The organism is Sphaerotilus mobilis (genome assembly GCF_004216565.1).
Classification (GTDB): domain Bacteria; phylum Pseudomonadota; class Gammaproteobacteria; order Burkholderiales; family Burkholderiaceae_C; genus Sphaerotilus; species Sphaerotilus mobilis.
The window spans coordinates 1-18,004 of sequence record NZ_SGWV01000001.1 but is presented as its reverse complement, the minus strand read 5'-3'; the positions used below and the strand labels follow the sequence as shown (position 1 = coordinate 18,004).

Below are 18,004 nucleotides of genomic sequence, written 5' to 3'. Positions count from 1 at the left end.
CGGGCCGCCCCAAGCCGGACCGGCATCCCCTCGGGGGATCGGCCGGCGACTTCGACGGACGAGGGGCAGACATGAAACACGCCGTCAAGCACATCCACTTCGTGGGCGTCGGTGGCGCCGGCATGTCCGGCATCGCCGAGATCCTGCACAACCTCGGCTATGTGGTGTCGGGCTCGGACCAGGCCGATGGGTCGGTCACGCGCCGGCTGGCCGAGCTGGGCATCCGCATCCACATCGGCCATGACGCGGCCCATGTGGTCGGTGCGCAGGCCGTGGTCACGTCGACTGCGGTGAAGGGCGACAACCCCGAGGTCATCGCCGCCCGTGCCGCCCGCATCCCGGTGGTGCCGCGTGCCGTCATGCTGGCCGAGCTGATGCGCCTGAAGCAGGGCATCGCGATTGCCGGCACTCACGGCAAGACGACCACCACCTCGCTGGTCACCAGCGTGCTGGCCGAAGCCGGGCTGGACCCGACCTTCGTCATCGGCGGCAAGCTCAATGCGGCCGGCGCCAACTCGGCGCTGGGCTCGGGCGACTACATCGTGGTCGAGGCCGACGAGAGCGACGCGTCCTTCCTGAACCTGCTGCCGGTGCTGTCGGTCGTCACCAACATCGACGCCGACCACATGGACACCTACGGGCACGACTTCGCCCGGCTCAAGCAGGCCTTCGTCGACTTCCTGCACAAGATGCCCTTCTACGGCGCGGCAGTCCTGTGCGGCGACGACCCGGGCGTGCGCTCGATCATCCCGATGATCTCGCGGCCGGTCATCACCTATGGCCTGGGCGAGGACGTGCAGGTGCGCGCGGTTGACGTCGTCGCGCTGCCCGGCGGGCAGATGCGCTTCACCTGCCAGCGCCGCAACGGGGTCGTGCTGCCCGACCTGGCCATCACCCTCAACCTACCCGGCGAACACAGCGTGCGCAACGCGCTGGCGACCATCGCGGTGGCCACCGAGCTGGAACTGCCCGACGCGCCCATCGTCGCCGCGCTGGCCCAGTTCAGCGGCGTGGGCCGGCGCTTCCAGCGCTGGGGCGACCTGCCGAGCAGCCACGGCGGCGGAACCTTCACGCTGATCGACGACTACGGTCATCACCCGGTCGAAATGGCCGCGGTGGTCTCGGCCGCGCGGGGAGCCTTCCCCGGCCGCCGACTCGTGCTGGCCTTCCAGCCGCACCGCTACACCCGCACCCGCGATTGTTTCGAGGACTTCGTCAAGGTCATGGGCACGGCCGACGCGATCTGGCTGACCGAGGTCTATGCCGCTGGCGAGGCACCGATCGTCGCCGCCGACGGCCGCAGCCTGGCGCGCGCGCTGCGCGTGGCCGGCAAGGTCGACCCGCTGTTCGTCGATGACATCGCGACGCTGCCCCAGGCCATCGTCGAACAGGCGCTCCCGGGCGACGTGGTCATCGCCATGGGTGCCGGCTCGATCGGTGGCGTGCCGGCCCGGGTGGTCGAGCTGCTGAAGGAGCGTGCATGAACACGAGTGACGTGATCAAGAGCCCCGTCGACACCGCCATCGTCGCCCGCATCGACGCCCACATTGACGTGAAGGCGCTGGGCAAGGTTGCCGTGCTGATGGGCGGTGATTCGGCCGAGCGCGAGGTCTCGCTGATGAGCGGCAGCGGCGTGCTGCAGGCGCTGCGTTCGCGCGGCGTTGATGCGCACGCCTTCGACCCGTCCGAGCGCGAGCTGATCGAGCTCAAGCGTGATGGTTATGCGCGCTGCTTCATCGCGCTGCACGGCCGCCACGGCGAGGACGGCTCGCTGCAGGGCGCGCTGGAGCTGCTGCACATCCCCTACACCGGCTCGGGCGTCATGGCATCGGCCATCGCCATGGACAAGGTCATGACCAAGCGCCTGTGGCAGGCCGAAGGGCTGGCCACGCCGGCCTGGGCCCGGCTGGCGCCCGATGAGGTCGATGCCGCGCACCTGCAGACGGTGGTCGACACGCTGGGCCTGCCGCTGATCGTCAAGCCGCCGCGTGAAGGCAGCTCCATCGGCGTCACCAAGGTGCAGGGCCCATGGCAGATGCCGGAGGCCGTGGCGCTGGCCGCGCGCTACGACGCCGACGTGCTGTGCGAAGCCTTCATCGACGGCGCCGAGCTGACCTGCCCGGTGCTGGGCGAGGGCCGCGACGCGGTCGCCCTGCCGGTGATCCGCATCGTGCCGCCAGCGGCTGGCTACGACTACCAGAACAAATACTTCACCGACGAGGTCCAGTACCTCTGCCCGGCCGGGCTGGACCCGGCGCTGGAAGCCGAGGTGCAGCGCCTGACGCTGGCCGCCTACCGCAGCCTGGGCTGCCGTGGCTGGGGCCGCGCCGACCTGATGCTGCGTGACGGCGATGGTCAGCCGCTGCTGCTGGAGATGAACACCTCGCCGGGCATGACCGGCCATTCGCTGGTGCCGATGTCGGCCCGCGCGGCCGGCATGGACTACGAGACCTTGTGCCTGCACATCCTCGCGACCGCACGGCTGGACAACCCGCCCGCTGCCGCGACCAGCGCCGCGCCGGGCGTCTGACGCGTCACAGGCCCGATCCCCACCATGAACGCCACCGCCACCCTGCAGCGCCCCGAGCGCCCCATCGACCCCGCGACGCTGCCCGGCGACGTGCGGCTGATGCGCGTGGGTGCGGGCTTGCTGCTGGGTGTGGCGCTGCTGGCCCTGCTGGTCAGCCTCGCCACATGGGCGATGCACCGGCCGGCCTTCGCGCTGCGTGAGATCGTGCTGGTCGGCCCGGTTGCGCACACCCGCGCCAGCAGCCTGACCGAACAGGTGCTGCCGCAGCTCCAGGGCGGCTACTTCGACATGGACCTGCGTGAGGCCAAGGCGGCCTTCGAGGAACTGCCCTGGGTCCGCCATGCGCAGGTCCGGCGGGTCTGGCCGCAGCGGCTGGTGGTCAAGCTCGAGGAGCATGTGCCGGTGGCCTACTGGGAACGGCCGGCCGGCGACCCGCATCTGGTCAACAGCCACGGCGAGGTCTTCGACGTCAACCTGGGCGACCTCGACGACGACGGCCTGCCCACGCTGCGCGGCCCGGATGCCGACAGCGCCGCACAGGTCTGGGCCATGTGGCAACGCCTGTCGCCCGAGTTTGCGCCGCTGGGTGCGCGCATCGCCCGCCTGGCGCTGTCCGACGGTGGCAGCTGGCAGGCCACGCTGGACAAGGCCAGCGCCGTCATCGAGATCGGTCGCGGCGAGCCTGACGAGGTGGTGCAGCGCACCCGCCGCTTCGCGCTCAGCGTGCGCCAGGTCAGTCAGCAGTTCGAGCAGCGCGCCCTCGTGCACGCCGACCTGCGCCACCGCGACGGCTATGCGCTGCAGCTGCTCGGCCTGGGCACCCAGGAACCTGCGACGGCTGCGGCCGCGCGTCGCCGCTGAGGCAGGGACAAGGAAGAACATGGCCAAGGAATACAAGGACCTCATCGTCGGACTGGACATCGGCACCGCCAAGGTGATGGCGGTGGTGGCCGAGGTCCAGCACGACGGCGAGCTGCGCGTGGCCGGCCTGGGGGTGGCGAACTCCAGCGGCCTCAAGCGCGGCGTGGTCGTCAACATCGATGCGACGGTGCAGAGCATCCAGCAGGCGCTCAAGGAGGCCGAGATGATGGCCGACTGCCGCATCGGCCGCGTCTACACCGGCATCACCGGCAGCCATGTGCGCGGGCAGAACTCCACCGGCATGGTGATCGTGCGCGACAAGGAGGTCACCGCCTTCGACGTCGCCCGCGTGGTCGAGACCGCCAAGGCCATCAACATCCCTGGCGACCTGCGGCTGCTGCTGGTCGAGCCGCAGGAATTTGTCATCGACGGCCACGAGGTGCGCGAGCCGGTGGGCATGAGCGGTGGCCGGCTGGAGGTCAAGGTCCACATCGTCACCGGCGCGCAGAGCGCGGCCGAGAACATCGTCAAGTGCGTGCGCCGCTGTGGCCTGGAGGTCGACCACCTGGTGCTCAACCCGAGCGCCTCGGCGCTGGCGGTGCTGACGCCCGACGAGCGCGACCTCGGCGTCGCGCTGGTCGACATCGGCGCGGGCACCACCGACGTGTCGATCTACACCGACGGCGCGGTGCGCCACACCGCCGTCATCCCGATCGCTGGCGACCTGATCACCAGCGACATCGCGATGGCGCTGCGCACGCCCACCAAGGACGCCGAGGAGATCAAGGTCGAACACGGTGTGGCCAAGCAACTGCTGGCCGATCCGTCCGAGCAGCTCGAAGTGCCCGGCCTGGGCGACCGCCCACCCCGCATGTTGAGCCGCCAGGCGCTGGCCGGCGTGATCGAGCCGCGGGTCGAGGAGATCTTCTCGCTGGTCCACCAGGTCATCCGCGAGAGCGGCTGCGAGGAGCTGCTCTCCAGCGGCATCGTGCTGACCGGCGGCAGCGCCGTCATGCCCGGCATGGTCGAGCTGGCCGAGGACATCTTCCTCAAGCCGGTGCGCAAGGGCGTGCCGCTGTACGGCGGCGCGCTCTACGACATGGTGGCCCACCCGCGTGCGGCCACTGTCATGGGCCTGCTCGAAGAGGCCCGTCTGGCGCGTGCGCGCGGCATCCGGGCGTCGCAGTCCAGCCCGTCCGGCGGCTGGATCGGCAAGGCGCGCGACTGGTTCCTCAAGAGCTTCTGAGCGATGAGCATGACAACAGTCACGACAGCCACCACAGCCACCTCAGCCATACCGGCCACGACAGCCACAACAGCGGCGCGAGGGGAGGACACCGTCACATGGACATGACCCACACACAAGGCGCACCGCCCCTGCACGGGCAGGTCGGTCGCCCCGGTGGACCGCGCAGGTTCTGCGTCGCGGACGCCACCGGTCAGGACGACAACAAGAAGTCAGCCAGGTTCACGCAGACCCACGACACACAGACAAACGACGCAAGTTCAAGGAGAGCGGCATGGGCATCGAAATGATCGAGGAATTCGACATGGGCACGCAGATCAAGGTGATCGGCGTGGGCGGCGGCGGCGGCAACGCGGTCGACCACATGATCGGACAGGGCGTGCAGGGCGTGGAGTTCATCTGCGCCAACACCGACGCGCAGGCGTTGAACCGCTCGCAGGCGCACAGCCTGCTGCAGCTGGGCCACACCGGCCTGGGCGCGGGCTCGCGTCCGGACCAGGGCAAGGCGGCGGCCGAAGAGGCGCAGGACCGCATCCGCGAGTCGCTCGGCGGCGCGCACATGGTCTTCATCACCGCCGGCATGGGCGGCGGCACCGGCACCGGCGCGGCACCGGTGATCGCGCGCATCGCCAAGGAGATGGGCATCCTGACCGTGGGCGTGGTCACCAAGCCCTTCGAGTTCGAGGGCAACCGCCGCATGAAGCAGGCCGACCACGGCGTGGCCGAGCTGGAGGCCAACGTCGACAGCCTGATCGTTGTGCTCAACGAGAAGCTGCTCGAAGTCATGGGCGACGACGTCACCCAGGAACAGGCCTTCGCCGAAGCCAATGACGTGCTCAAGAACGCCGTCGGCGGCATCAGCGACATCATCCACATCCCCGGCCTGGTCAACGTCGACTTCGAGGACGTCAAGACGGTGATGAGCGAGCCTGGCAAGGCCATGATGGGCACGGCGACCGCCAGCGGTCCGGACCGCGCCACCAAGGCCGCCGAGGCCGCCGTGGCCTGCCCGCTGCTCGAAGGCATCGACCTGTCCGGTGCACGCGGCGTGCTGGTGCTGATCGCCGCGAGCAAGCAGACCTTCAAGCTGGCCGAGAGCCGTAACGCGATGACCACCATCCGCCGCTACGCAGCGGAAGATGCCCACGTGATCTTCGGCACCGCCTACGACGAGAGCCTGGGCGACGCGCTGCGTGTCACGGTGATCGCCACCGGCCTGGCCTCGACCCGCCGTGCCGCACCGACCATCCAGGTCGTGCAGCAGCCGCAGGTCGTGGTGCAGCGCACCGGCACCGACAACATCCCCGTGCTGACCCAGTCCGTCGCGGCCCCGGCCAGCATCGGCGCGCACGCGCTGCATGCCAGCGCGGCCGGGCATGGTGCGGCGGTGGGCGGCATGGGCGCGGGCGCGATGGCCTCGCCGGTCGGCGTCGGCAACGAGTTCGTGGTGCCCAGCGTCTGGCGCAACAACCGCACCCAGGCGGCCGCCAAGGTCGACGCGCTGGCCAGCAACGGCATGGACGAGATCGAGATCCCGGCCTTCCTGCGCAAGCAGGCCGACTGAGCCGCAGCGATCCCGTTGTTCTCCTTGATCCCGGCGCGTGAGCCCCACGCGCCGGGTTTTTGGCCATCGCGACGATGGGCAAAGGCCATCGGTCGTCGACCCTGCCATGCTGGATCGCACTTCTAAAATCGCGCCATGCTCAAGCAACGCACCCTGAAGTCGCTCACCCGCGCCGTTGGCGTGGGCCTGCACAGCGGCCGCAAGGTCGAGCTGACGCTGCGGCCAGCGCCCCCCGACACCGGCATCGTGTTCCGGCGCATCGACCTGCCGCAACCGGTCGACATCCCCGTGCGTGCCGACGGCGTCTGCGAGGCCCGCATGGCCACCACGCTGTCACCCGGCGGCGACCCCGGCGCCCCCAAGGTCAACACGGTCGAACACCTGATGTCGGCCTGCTGCGGGCTCGGACTGGACAACCTCTACATCGACATCACGGCCGAGGAAGTGCCCATCCTCGACGGCTCGGCCGCGTCCTTCGTCTTCCTGCTGCAGAGCGCCGGCATCGAGCTGCAGAACGCGCCCAAGCGCTTCCTGCGCGTGCGCAAGCCCATCGAGGTCAAGGTCGGCGAAGGCCAGCGCGCGATGTGGGCGCGGCTCGAACCGCACCACGGCTACAAGCTGACCTTCGAGATCGACTTCGACCACCCCGCCGTCGACCAGACCGGCCAGCGCGTGGTCTTCGACATGGGCTCGGGCCTGTACAAGCGCGACATCGCGCGGGCCCGCACCTTCGGCTTCACCAAGGACCTCGAACTGATGCGCTCGCGCGGCCTGACGCTCGGCGGCTCGATGGACAACGCCATCGTGGTCGACGACTACCGCGTGCTCAACAGCGACGGCCTGCGCTACGACGACGAGTTCGTGAAGCACAAGATCCTCGATGCCATCGGCGACCTCTTCCTCTGCGGCATGCCGCTGCTGGCCCACTACGTCGCCTTCAAGAGCGGCCACGCGCTGAACAACCAGCTGCTGCGCGCGCTGCTGGCCGACGCCAGCGCCTGGGAGGTCGTCACCTTCGAGGACGAGAAGCTCGCCCCGCAAGGCATGGCCGAACTCGCGCCGGCCTGGTGAGCAAGACGCCATGCTGGTGATCCGCCTGGTCTTCATGCTGCTGATGGTCGCGGCCATCGCCTGCGTCGCCGCCTACATGGCCACCGGCCAGACGGTCTGGCGCCAGCGCGGCCTGCTGATCATCAAGTGGACCGTGCTGGCCGCCCTGGCCGGCGCGGTCGTGCTGCTGTTGGAACGGCTGACGCTGGCGTTGTAGCCACGTCGTGTGACCGGGTGATCGGGTCGCCCCCCGCCAGTCACCTCACCCCAGCACGTCCCTGATCCACCCCGCCAGCGCCTGCGCCTGCATCGGTCGACCATGCAGGTAGCCCTGCAGCAGCGTGCAGCCGCGTTCGATCAGGAAGCGGGACTGGAACTCGGTCTCGACGCCCTCGGCGACGACCTCCAGCGCCAGGCTTTCGCCGATGCGCAGCACCGTGGTGGTCAGGACCTGTGCGTTGCCGTCGCCTTCCAGGTCGTGCACGAAACTCTTGTCGAGCTTGATGCGCTGGATCGGCAGGCGGTGCAGGTGGCTGAGGCTCGAATAGCCGGTGCCGAAGTCGTCCAGGGCCAGCCGCACGCCCAGTGCGCGCAGGGCTTCCAGTTCGGGCGGGTTGTCGTTGCGGCGGTCCAGCAGGGCCGATTCGGTCAGTTCCAGCGTCAAGGATTCGCCGGGCAGTCCATGGCGGCTCAGGGTGGCCGAGACCCAGTCGACCAGGCCCGGGTCCTGGAAGTCGCGGGCTGACAGGTTGACCGCGACCTGCGGCACCGCCACGTCGGCGCGCCGCCAGGCCGCCATCTGGGCGCAGGCGCTGTCGACCGCCCAGCGCGAGAGCGCGCCGATCAAGCCGCTGGACTCGGCCAGCGCGATGAAGCGTGACGGCTCGATCGGCCCGAGCTGCGGGTGGTGCCAGCGTGTCAGGGCCTCGACGCTGTGCAGGCCCAGGATGCCTTGCGGGTTGGCCCGCACGATCGGCTGGTACACGAGCGTCAGTTCCCCCGCGCCGATGGCGCGGCGCAGATCGATCTCCAGGCGCATGCGCTCCCGGTTGCGTTCGTCCAGCGTGCGATGGAAGAAGGCGAGCTGGCCGCGTCCCAGGGCCTTGGCCTGGTACATCGCCAGGTCGGCGTGCCGCAGCAGGGTCTCCACGTCCTCGCCGTCCTCGGGCAGCATGGCCAGGCCGATGCTGGCCCCAGCATGCAGCGTCAGAGCCGCGCCGGGCGGGTTGGGCACGGACAGCGGATCGATCAGACGGGCGGCGATGCGCTCTGCCATGTCGCGGGCCGCGTAGGCGTCGCAGCCAGGGAGCACGACCACGAACTCGTCGCCCGCGAGCCGGCCGACCAGATCGTCTTGCCGGACCGAGCGTTCGAGCCGCTGGGCCACCAGCCGCAGCACGCTGTCGCCGACGCCGTGGCCTTGGCTGTCGTTGATGAGCTTGAAGTCGTCCAGGTCGATGAACAGCAGGGCCAGCGGCTGTTGCTCGCGCAGGGCTGACTGCACCGCCTCGTCAGCCAGCCGTTGCAGTTCGCGGCGGTTGGGCAGACCGGTCAGGCCGTCGTAGTAGGCCAGCGCATGGATGTGGGCGCGTGTGTGCTCGCGCTCGAAGGCCAGCGTGCACAGGTCCAGGCAGGTGCTGACCAGCCGCCGGTGCAGATCCGACGGGCCGCGTGCCTGGCGGAAGTAGAAGGCGAAGGTCGCCAGCACGCGCTGGGCGTGGTTCTTGATCGGGCTCGACCAGCAGGCCTTGAAGCCCAGCGGCAGCACGGTGTGGCGGTACTGGACCCACAGCGGATCGCTGGCGATGTCGGTCACCAGCACGGGGCTGCCGCGCCAGGCGGCAGTGCCGCAAGAGCCCACACTCGGGCCGATGGGCACGCCCTTGTAGGAGGCCGCCACCTCGGGCGGAAAGCTCGGGCCGGCGAGCGGGTCGATGCACTGGTCCTCATCGATGCGGAGCACCGTGGCGACAACGTCCGGCGCCAGCGTCTCGACCTGCCGGCAGACCAGCGTCATCAGCTCGTGCAGCGGGCGCTCGTGCACGATGGCGTCCAGCACGGGCGCCTGCAGGGCCTGCTGGATGCGGGTGTCGGTGATGTCCTGCAGCACCAGCGCCGACAAGCGGGGCGCGCCGGGCTGGTCGCTGTCGACCGGCAGGCGTTCAAGCGTCAGGCGGCACCACAGGGCCTGGTCGTCGCCGGTGCCCAGCAGCATGTCGACGCTGGCCTGACCGTCCTGGTCGGCGCGCTGGCGCAGCAGGCCCCAGCGGGTCAGGTTGCCGCTCGGGCCTTCGAGCACGTCCTCGGGACGACGCCCGAGCGCTGCGTCCGGTGCCAGCCCCAGCAGCCGCGCGCTCGCGGCGGTCGCATGCACGACGGTCTCGTCGGCATCGCAGATCCAGACGGCGCAAGGGCCATACTCGAACACGCGCAACACCACCGCCAGCAGGTCGCTGGCCAGCCGTGCTTCCGACGGGGTCGGGGTCGATGGGGCGGGCATGGGCAGGAGCAGGATCGAGGCCGTCGGTTCGGTTTTCGATCGTACGCGCCGCGATGGAGGCGGGCCAGCCCCCGCAAGGCTTGCGGCGTGATGCAGGCCCACATCTTCCGCCAGTGCCGGGCGACGCTTGAGCAGCATCAAGCGCCACGCGGGGCGATAGCCAGGAACTGCCGGGCCGGGCGCAGCCCGGACCTGGGGACCGTCAATAGATCCGACCGCCCTTGTACTGCGCGTGCTGGCGACGTGTCAGCGTGGTGCTGGCGGCGGCGGCGGCGAAGGTGCTGCCGGCGTGGGCGTGGGCGATGGCCAGGCCGAGCGCGTCGGCGGCGTCCTTGCCGGGTTCGCCGGGCAGTTGCAGCAGCCGGGCGACCATGGCCTGGATCTGCTCCTTGCGCGCCTGACCGTGGCCGACCACGGCCTTCTTCATCTGCACCGCCGTGTACTCGGCCACCGCCAGGTCGGCGCTGACCAGCGCGGCCAGTGCGGCGCCACGCGCCTGCCCAAGCAGCAGCGTGCTCTGCGGGTTGACGTTGACGAAGACGATCTCGAGCGCGGCGGCGTTCGGCTGATAGGTCGAGACGACCTCGCGCACGCCCTCGAAGATGATCTTGATGCGGCCGGGCAGATCGCCGATGGCCGCCTCGCGCGTCTTGATCGTGCCGCTGGCGATGTAGCGCAGCCTGGGGCCGTCGGCCTCGATCACGCCGAAGCCGGTCGAGACCAGGCCGGGGTCGATGCCGAGGATGCGCACCGGATCAGTGGCGGAAGTGCCGCACGCCGGTGAAGACCATCGCGATGCCGCGCTCGTCGGCGGCGGCGATGACCTCGGGGTCGCGCATCGAGCCACCCGGCTGGATCACGCACAGCGCGCCCGCATCGGCCAGCACGTCCAGGCCGTCGCGGAAGGGGAAGAAGGCGTCGCTGGCGACCACGCTGCCAGCCAGCGTCAGACCGGCGTGGCCGGCCTTGATGCTGGCGATGCGGGCGGAGTCCAGCCGGCTCATCTGGCCGGCACCGACGCCCACCGTCATGCCGTCCTTGCAGAAGACGATGGCATTGCTCTTGACGAACTTGCCGACCTTCCAGGCGAACAGCAGGTCGTTGATCTGGGCGTCAGACGGCGCGAGCTGGGTCACCACCTTCAGGTCGGCGCGCTGCAGTTCGTGGTTGTCGGCGCTCTGGATCAGCAGGCCCGAGCCGACGCGCTTGACGTCATGGGCGTTCTGGCCGCGCTGCCAGGCCGAGGCGCTGCGGCGGTCGATGCCGTCGAGCGGGATCTGCAGCACGCGGGTGTTGGCCTTGGCGGCGAAGACGGCCAGCGCCTCGTCGCTGTAGGCCGGCGCGATCAGCACCTCGACGAACTGCTTGGCGACGTGTTCGGCAGCGGCGCGGTCGACCGTCGTGTTGAAGGCGATGATCCCGCCGAAGGCCGAGGTCGGATCGGTCTGGAAGGCCTTGGCATAGGCCTGGGCGGCGTCCGAGCCGAGGGCTACGCCGCAGGGGTTGGCGTGCTTGACGATGACGCAGGCGACCTCTCCGGCAGCGGCGTCAAAGCTCTTGACACATTCCCAGGCCGCGTCGGCATCGGCGATGTTGTTGTAGGACAGCTCCTTGCCCTGCAGCTGGCGGGCCGTCACCAGCGAGCCGGGCGCGGGGTGCAGGTCACGGTAGAAGGCGGCGGCCTGGTGCGGGTTCTCGCCATAGCGCAGGTCCTGCAGCTTGACGAAGCGGCCGTTGGACTGGGCCGGGAACTCGCGGCGCGCTGGTGTGGCGCCGGCAGCGCTTGCCGCGCCGTCGACCAGCGAAGACAGGTAGTCGCTGATCGCCGCGTCGTAGTTGCTGATGCGGTTGAAGGCCGCGACCGACAGCTTGAAGCGGGTGGCGCGGCTGGTGCGACCATCGGCGCGCAGCTCGGCCAGCACCTCGGCGTACTGGCTGGCGTCGGTCAGCACGGCGACGTCGGCCCAGTTCTTGGCGGCGCTGCGCACCATGGCCGGGCCGCCGATGTCGATGTTCTCGATCGCGTCTTCCAGCGAGCAGCCAGCCTTGGCAACCGTCGCCTCGAAGGGGTAGAGGTTGACGACCAGCAGGTCGATGGTGGCGATGCCGTGGGCGGCCAGCGCGGCCATGTGTTCGGGCACGTCACGGCGCGCCAGCAGGCCGCCGTGGATGGTCGGGTGCAGCGTCTTGACGCGGCCGTCGAGCATCTCGGGAAAGCCGGTGTGCTCGGCCACTTCGGTGACCGGCAGGCCGGCATCGGCCAGCAGCTTGGCGGTGCCACCGGTCGACAGTAGCTTCACACCCAGGGCGTGCAGGCCGCGGGCGAAGTCGACGACGCCGGTCTTGTTGGAAACGGAGAGGAGGGCGGTGGTCATGGTGGGCTCGGGCCGACATCGGCCGCAGTGGGGTTCAGGATGGGGAGCGGGCGCGCCGCAGTGCCCGAAGGCGCTGGCTGGCTCAGTCGATGAGCTTGTGCTCGATCAGCTTGCGGCGCAGCGTGTTGCGGTTGATGCCCAGCCATTCGGCAGCGCGGCTCTGGTTGCCGTCGGCCTTGCGCATGACCACGTCCAGCAGCGGACGTTCGACGGCCTTCAGGACCATCTCGTAGAGCGCATGCGGCTCGGTGCCGTCCAGGTCCTCGAAGTAGATCTCGAGGTTCTGGCGGATGGAGTCGTCGATGGGAGGTGAGGAACTCATGCGGTCAGGGCAGCCGGCGGCTGGACGTCGTCGTGGGCCGGCTCGGGCGCGGGGCGGGCGTCGGGCCAGGCCGGGTGGCGTTCGGCCAGCCCGGTCAGGTAGTCGTCCAGCGCGCGCCACTGTTCGGCGGTGCTCGACAGGGTGTTCATGCGGGCGCGGAACTCGCCGCCACCGGGCAGCGCGTGTACGGCCCAGCCGATGTGCTTGCGGGCGGTGCGCACGCCGGCGAGTTCGCCGTAGAGGCCGTAATGGTCCTGCAGGTGTTCGAGCAGCCAGTCGCGCACCTGCAGCGTGGCGGGCGCGGGCAGCTCGGTGCCGGTGGCGAGGTAATGGTGGATCTCCTGGAAGATCCACGGCCGGCCCTGGGCGGCGCGGCCGATCATGACGGCATCGGCGCCGGTCGCGGCCAGCACGGCGGCGGCCTTGCGCGGGCTGTCGATGTCGCCGTTGGCGACCACCGGGATCGTCAGCGCGGCCTTGACGGCGGCGATCGTGGCGTATTCGGCCTCGCCCTTGTAACCCTGCTCGCGGGTGCGGCCATGCACCGTCACCATCGCCACACCGGCGTCCTGGGCGGCGCGCGCGATGGTCAGTGCGTTGCGATCTTGCTGGCACCAGCCGGTGCGCATCTTCAGCGTCACCGGCACGCCCAGCGGGGCGCAGGCGTCGACCACGGCTGCGACGATGCGCAGCGCCAGGTCCTCGTCGCGCATCAGGGCCGAGCCGGCCCAGACGTTGCACACCTTCTTGGCCGGGCAGCCCATGTTGATGTCGATGATCTGGGCGCCGCAGGCGATGTTGTCGCGCGCCGCCTGGGCCATCTCCGCCGGGTCGGTGCCGGCGATCTGCACGGCGATCGGGGCGACCTCGCCGACGTGATCAAGCCGGCGGCTGGTCTTGCGGCTGTCGCGCAGTTCGGGGCGTGAACTCACCATCTCGCTGACCGCATAGCCCGCCCCCAGGCGCTTGCAAAGCTGGCGGAACGCGCGGTCGGTCACCCCCGCCATGGGGGCAACGAACAGCCGGTTCGGCAGCGTGTGGGGGCCGATCTGCATCACGTGGGGGGAGCGAAACGGAGGAGGAGGGGCGGGCGCCGGAGGGGGCGCCGGCAGCTCTGGACGCAGCTGGGTTGCTGCAAAAGGAGGCAGAGTATAGCCAGCGCCCTCCCCCGGAACTGGGGGGCCCGGGGCTTGCCGCGGCCACCCGGCGGGTGTCTTGCCGGACCGCCAGAATGCGCCGCCATGGACACCTGGATCCCCTCGCTGCTGGCCACGCTGGCCCTGCCGCAGTACAGCTTGCTGACCGTCTTCGTCGTCTCGACGCTGTCGGCCACGATCTTGCCGATGGGCTCGGAGGCGGTCGTGTTCGGGCTGGTCAAGCTCAACCCGGCCGAGTTCTGGCCGGTCGTTCTGGTGGCCACCGCCGGCAACACGCTGGGCGGGGCGATCTCCTGGTGGATGGGGTGGGGCGCCGAGCGCGCCTACGAACGCGTCACCCACCACGGCCCGGAGAACCGGGCGCTGGCGATCCTCCAGCGCTTCGGCCCCAAGGCCTGCCTGCTGGCCTGGCTGCCGATCGTCGGCGATCCGCTGTGCCTGGTCGCCGGCTGGCTCAAGCTGCCCTTCTGGCCCTGCGTGGCCTGGATGGCGGTGGGCAAGCTGCTGCGCTATGTCGTGATGACGGCCGGCTTGCTGTGGGTCTTTCCCGGCGCGGTGTCGATCGGCTGAGCCCGGCCTTGCAACTGGTTCAGCAACGCGTCGACGGCGGCTGACGGGTCGACCTGGCTGGTGTCCACGGCCCACCACGGCGCGGTGGGCACATCATAGGGATCGTCCAGACCGGTGAAGCGGCGCAGCTCGCCGCGCCGCGCCCGCGCATACAGGCCCTTCGGGTCACGCGCTTCGCAGACCGCCAGTGGCGTGGACACGTGGATCTCACGGAAACGGTCCGCGCCGACGATGTGGCGCGCCCGCTCGCGATGGGCCCGGCGCGGCGAGATCAGCGCGCACAGCACGACCAGGCCGGCGTCGTTCATCAGCCGCGCGACCTCGGCGGCGCGGCGCACGTTCTCCGCGCGTGCGGCGTCATCGAAGCCCAGATCGGCGCACAAGCCGCTGCGCAAGGCGTCGCCGTCGAGCACGGCGGTGCGCACGCCCTGGCCTTCGAGCCGGGCCTGCAGCGCCCGCACCAGCGTGGTCTTGCCGGCACCCGACAGGCCGGTGAACCAGAGGGTTGCTGGACAAGCGTTCGACAGTGCAAGCGTTTTCAAAAAAGTCCTCAAGTCGCCGGTTTTCGGGTCGATGTCCCGCCAGCGTAAGGGTCCGAAAAGGACACGTTTCCGGCAACAGCGGGCGAAAAAAGCCCTTGATGTCGCTCAAGGGTGCGTGACCGTCGACGCAACATGAACGAGGCATTCAGCTTGCCTCCCGGCCCGATTCAAACCCTCTGACGCGACGCGGCGACGGCTGCGACTGGCGTCGATCCAGATCGTCCGACCGTCTCGATGGTCAAGGGCTGTTCGAGCCCGCTCGCAAGGAAACACGCCATGAACCGCATCCATCGGGTCGTCCGCAACCGGGCGACCGGCCTGCGCGTCGCCGTCCAGGAAACCGCCCGCGCCCAGGGCCCCGGCTCGGCCACCGTCGGCCGCTCCTTGTTGCCCTTGGTCACCGCCCTGCTGCTGGCCGGCGTCAGCGGCCAAGGGCCCGCGCGGGCCGCGCCACAGGGCGCCACGGTGCGCGCCGGCACGGTCGACATCCACACCCGGGGCCAACAGACGACGGTGCGCAACACGCCCGGGGCGGTGATCGACTGGGCCAGCTTCAACATCGGCGCGAACGAGGCCGTGCGCTTCGAGCAGCGCAACGCCGCCAGCGCCGTGCTCAACCGCGTCACCGGCAGCGGGGGCAGCGAGATCCTCGGCCTGCTGCAGTCCAACGGCCGGGTCTTCGTGATCAACGGCAACGGCATCCTGATCGGCGCCCAGGCGCGGGTCGACACCGCCGGCTTCGTCGCCTCGACGCTGAACCTGTCCGATGCCGATTTCGCCGCCGGACGGCTGCGCTTCGAACAGGCCGGCTCCGGTGCGGCCGGCGTAATCCAGCAAGGCCAGATCGTCGGCACGCGCGGCAGCACCGTCGCGCTGTTGGGCGGGGCGGTGACCCAGGGTGGCACGGTCCAGGTCGACGGCGGTCAGGTCGTGCTGGCGGCTGGCCAGCGCATCACGCTGACCGACCTCGAGCGCCCCGAGATCAGCCACATCGTGGCGGCACCGGCACACAGCGTCGTCAACCTCGGCCAGTTGCTGGCGGCCGGTGGCTCGGTGCAGGTGGGCGCGGGTGCCGTGCGACACGACGGCCTGATCCGGGTGGATCGCCTGCCCGGTGCCGAAGGCCTGGGCCGCGACGCCCAGGGCCGCATCGTGCTGGAGGCGATCGGCGGTGAGGTGCAGCTCGACGGCAGCGTGCAGGCCAACGCAATCGACGCCCGTGGTGGCGACATCGTCGTGGCCGGCCAGTCCATCCACATCGGACCGACCGCCCGCATCGAGGCCGTCGGTCTGAACGGTGGGGGCCAGGTCCGGATCGGCGCCGACCTGAAGGGGTCAGCCCTGCAGATCAACGCGCGCCAGGTCGATCCTGCCGCGCGCACGGTGGTCGCCAGCGGCGCCCGGATCGATGTGTCGGCGTCTGACCAGGGCGACGGCGGCCGCCTGATCATCTGGGGCGACGATGCCCGAGTCGCTGGCGACCTGCGTGCGCGCGGTGGCGCGGTGTCCGGCCATGGCGGATTCATCGAGACCTCCGGCCATCACATCGACGTTGACGGCGTGGCCATCTCGGCCCGCGCCACCAACGGCCGGGCGGGCGAGTGGCTGCTCGACCCCTACGACCTCACCATCAGCACCGCGGCGACCAGCAACAACAGCGGCGGCGTGGCCGACGCCGACAACGTCAGCACCTTCAGTCCCACCGCCAACGCCTCGGTGGTGCGCAACACCGACATCAACGCGGTGCTCGACGCCGGCACCAGCGTCACGCTGACGACGGCCGGCGCCGGTACGCAGGCCGGCAACCTGCGCCAAGAGGCGGGTGCCGACATCACCCTGTCGGCGTCCACCTCGGCAACGCTCCACCTCATTGCCGACGGCACGCTGACCCTGAACGGCAACATCACCAGCAGCGGCAGCGGCGTGCTCGACGTCCGCCTGGACAGCGGCGGTGCGATGACCGTCAACGGCAACCTGAGCCCGCGCGGCGACGTCACGCTGTCGGCGGGATCGGCCGGCATCACCCTCACGACAGCGGGCAACATCGTCACGGACGGCCACGTCAGCCTGCTGACCAGCGGCCACGTCAACCTGGCCGCCAGCACCACCTACACGGAGGGTTCGGCCGGCGACATCGACACCCGCTCGGGCAGTGGCGGCATCACGATCGGATCTGCAGACGGCGGTTCCGTGGCCAGCCTGACCTTGGGTCGCGCCACCTCGCTCGCCACGGGCGCCGGAGCCGTCACGATCCGCACCGCGGGCGGTTTGCGCTCCGAGTACTCGACGATCCGAACCACCTCGGGCGACATCTCGGTGACCTCCGCCGACGGAGGCATCCTCGGCATCGGCACGACCTTCGGCACCGTCTCTGGTGGCATCACGGTCGATTCGACCGTGGCCGCTGGCAGCAGCGTCGCAGCGATCGGCGCCTCCAACCTGCGCCTGACCGCGACCGACACCGCCCGCGACATCACGCTGCGCGCCACCCACAACGGCGGCGCGATCGCCGTCCCGGTCCTGGGCGTCAGCACGAACCGGGACTTACGGGTCGACCTCGCTGGTAGCGGCAACATCAACGTCAACGTGGGTGGCAGCGGCGCCTTGGCCGCCGGTGGATCGCTGATCGGTGGCGGGCCGGACGCGTCCTTCAGACTGCTCAACACCGGCACCGGCAACATCAGCGTCACCGCCGATGCGTCGGGCATGACCTTGCCGTCCGCCGACGCCTACGGCATCCGAATCGGCGGCCTCGACAGCCGGCCCTCGGGGTTCGAGACCCTGAGTGGCAGCATCAGCCTGAACACCATCAACAACGCCAGCGCCACCTTCAAGGGCGTGTCCTTGCAGGCCGGCACCGTGGTGAGCACCGTTGGGGGTGCGCTCACGATCGATGCGGGGCAATCGGCGATCGAACTGCTGTCCGCCACGCTGGACAGCGCCACCGGCACCACCACGGTCGGTGGCAGTGGCACAACCACCGTGGGCAACGCGACGATCACCTCGGCGGCCACGGCCATTCGGGGCGGTGAAGTGAACCTCACCGGCACACTGACCAGCACCGGTGGACTGACCGTCACCGCCGTCAACGTGGCCGATGTGGCGAGCACCGCGCAGGTGTCGAGCAGCGCGGGCGCCGTCGCCATCAACGGCGCCACCGTCACCAGCGCGGGCCAGGTCAGCAGCACGGCGGGCGATGTCACCGTGGCCGGCACGACGGCCACCACCGTCACCGGCGGCAGCTTGAGCAGCGCCGCTGGCACCACCACGGTCGGTGGCAGCGGCAC

15 protein-coding genes are annotated in these 18,004 nt (G+C 70.3%); 9 read left to right on the top strand and 6 right to left on the bottom strand.

The features are described from left to right. The first annotated feature begins 71 nt into the window (after positions 1–71). From murC to EV685_RS00045, 7 genes are all read left to right on the top strand, one after another. Positions 72–1,484, top strand: coding sequence for a UDP-N-acetylmuramate--L-alanine ligase (murC, locus tag EV685_RS00075; protein ID WP_130479976.1), 1,413 nt, complete (start codon positions 72–74; stop codon positions 1,482–1,484). Continuing rightward, positions 1,481–2,530 carry a D-alanine--D-alanine ligase gene (locus EV685_RS00070; protein ID WP_130479975.1) on the top strand — a complete coding sequence of 350 codons (1,050 nt, stop codon included), beginning with the start codon at positions 1,481–1,483 and terminating at the stop codon, positions 2,528–2,530. The genes murC and EV685_RS00070 overlap by 4 nt, the downstream gene beginning before the upstream one ends. A gap of 24 nt (positions 2,531–2,554) precedes the next feature. Further along, positions 2,555–3,391 carry a cell division protein FtsQ/DivIB gene (locus tag EV685_RS00065; RefSeq protein ID WP_130479974.1) on the top strand — a complete coding sequence of 279 codons (837 nt, stop codon included), beginning with the start codon at positions 2,555–2,557 and terminating at the stop codon, positions 3,389–3,391. Positions 3,392–3,410: 19 nt separating this feature from the next. Continuing rightward, complete coding sequence (gene ftsA, locus EV685_RS00060) at positions 3,411–4,637, top strand: cell division protein FtsA (RefSeq protein ID WP_130479973.1); 1,227 nt, start codon at positions 3,411–3,413, stop codon at positions 4,635–4,637. 274 nt (positions 4,638–4,911) lie between these two features. Further along, positions 4,912–6,201 carry a cell division protein FtsZ gene (gene ftsZ, locus EV685_RS00055; RefSeq protein WP_130479972.1) on the top strand — a complete coding sequence of 430 codons (1,290 nt, stop codon included), beginning with the start codon at positions 4,912–4,914 and terminating at the stop codon, positions 6,199–6,201. Between the two features lie 135 nt (positions 6,202–6,336). Continuing rightward, positions 6,337–7,272, top strand: coding sequence for a UDP-3-O-acyl-N-acetylglucosamine deacetylase (gene lpxC, locus EV685_RS00050; protein ID WP_130479971.1), 936 nt, complete (start codon positions 6,337–6,339; stop codon positions 7,270–7,272). Between the two features lie 10 nt (positions 7,273–7,282). After that, positions 7,283–7,468 (top strand): hypothetical protein, encoded by a 186-nt coding sequence (locus tag EV685_RS00045; RefSeq protein WP_130479970.1) that lies wholly within the window; start codon positions 7,283–7,285, stop codon positions 7,466–7,468. A gap of 45 nt (positions 7,469–7,513) precedes the next feature. On the opposite strand, the gene EV685_RS00040 is transcribed toward EV685_RS00045, so the two are convergent. From EV685_RS00040 to dusB, 5 genes are all read right to left on the bottom strand, one after another. After that, positions 7,514–9,751, bottom strand: a complete 2,238-nt coding sequence (locus EV685_RS00040) for a sensor domain-containing protein (RefSeq protein ID WP_165396669.1) — start codon at positions 9,749–9,751, stop codon at positions 7,514–7,516. A 202-nt stretch (positions 9,752–9,953) separates the two neighbouring features. Continuing rightward, on the bottom strand, positions 9,954–10,502 hold the full coding sequence (ruvC, locus tag EV685_RS00035; protein WP_130479968.1) for a crossover junction endodeoxyribonuclease RuvC: 549 nt from the start codon (positions 10,500–10,502) through the stop codon (positions 9,954–9,956). A 4-nt stretch (positions 10,503–10,506) separates the two neighbouring features. Next, the gene (purH, locus tag EV685_RS00030) at positions 10,507–12,126 is read right to left on the bottom strand and encodes a bifunctional phosphoribosylaminoimidazolecarboxamide formyltransferase/IMP cyclohydrolase (protein ID WP_130479967.1); all 1,620 of its coding nucleotides are present in this window, start codon (positions 12,124–12,126) and stop codon (positions 10,507–10,509) included. Positions 12,127–12,208: 82 nt separating this feature from the next. Further along, a complete protein-coding gene (locus EV685_RS00025; protein WP_130479966.1) occupies positions 12,209–12,448 on the bottom strand; it encodes a Fis family transcriptional regulator in 240 nt (79 codons plus the stop codon). Beyond that, entirely contained in the window at positions 12,445–13,503 is a 1,059-nt protein-coding gene (gene dusB / locus EV685_RS00020) for a tRNA dihydrouridine synthase DusB (protein ID WP_130479965.1), read from the bottom strand. The genes EV685_RS00025 and dusB overlap by 4 nt, the downstream gene beginning before the upstream one ends. Positions 13,504–13,689: 186 nt before the next feature. Here dusB and EV685_RS00015 point away from each other — a divergent pair, with 186 nt between their 5' ends. Continuing rightward, positions 13,690–14,175 carry a YqaA family protein gene (locus EV685_RS00015; RefSeq protein ID WP_130479964.1) on the top strand — a complete coding sequence of 162 codons (486 nt, stop codon included), beginning with the start codon at positions 13,690–13,692 and terminating at the stop codon, positions 14,173–14,175. Here EV685_RS00015 and cysC read toward each other — a convergent pair. Further along, positions 14,115–14,717 (bottom strand): adenylyl-sulfate kinase, encoded by a 603-nt coding sequence (cysC, locus tag EV685_RS00010; protein ID WP_242615338.1) that lies wholly within the window; start codon positions 14,715–14,717, stop codon positions 14,115–14,117. The two genes, EV685_RS00015 and cysC, sit on opposite strands and share 61 nt — an antisense overlap. Positions 14,718–14,993: 276 nt before the next feature. On the opposite strand from cysC, the gene EV685_RS00005 reads away from it, so the two are divergent. Beyond that, a partial coding sequence (locus EV685_RS00005) for a two-partner secretion domain-containing protein (RefSeq protein WP_165396668.1) occupies positions 14,994–18,004 on the top strand: 3,011 nt, incomplete at its 3' end.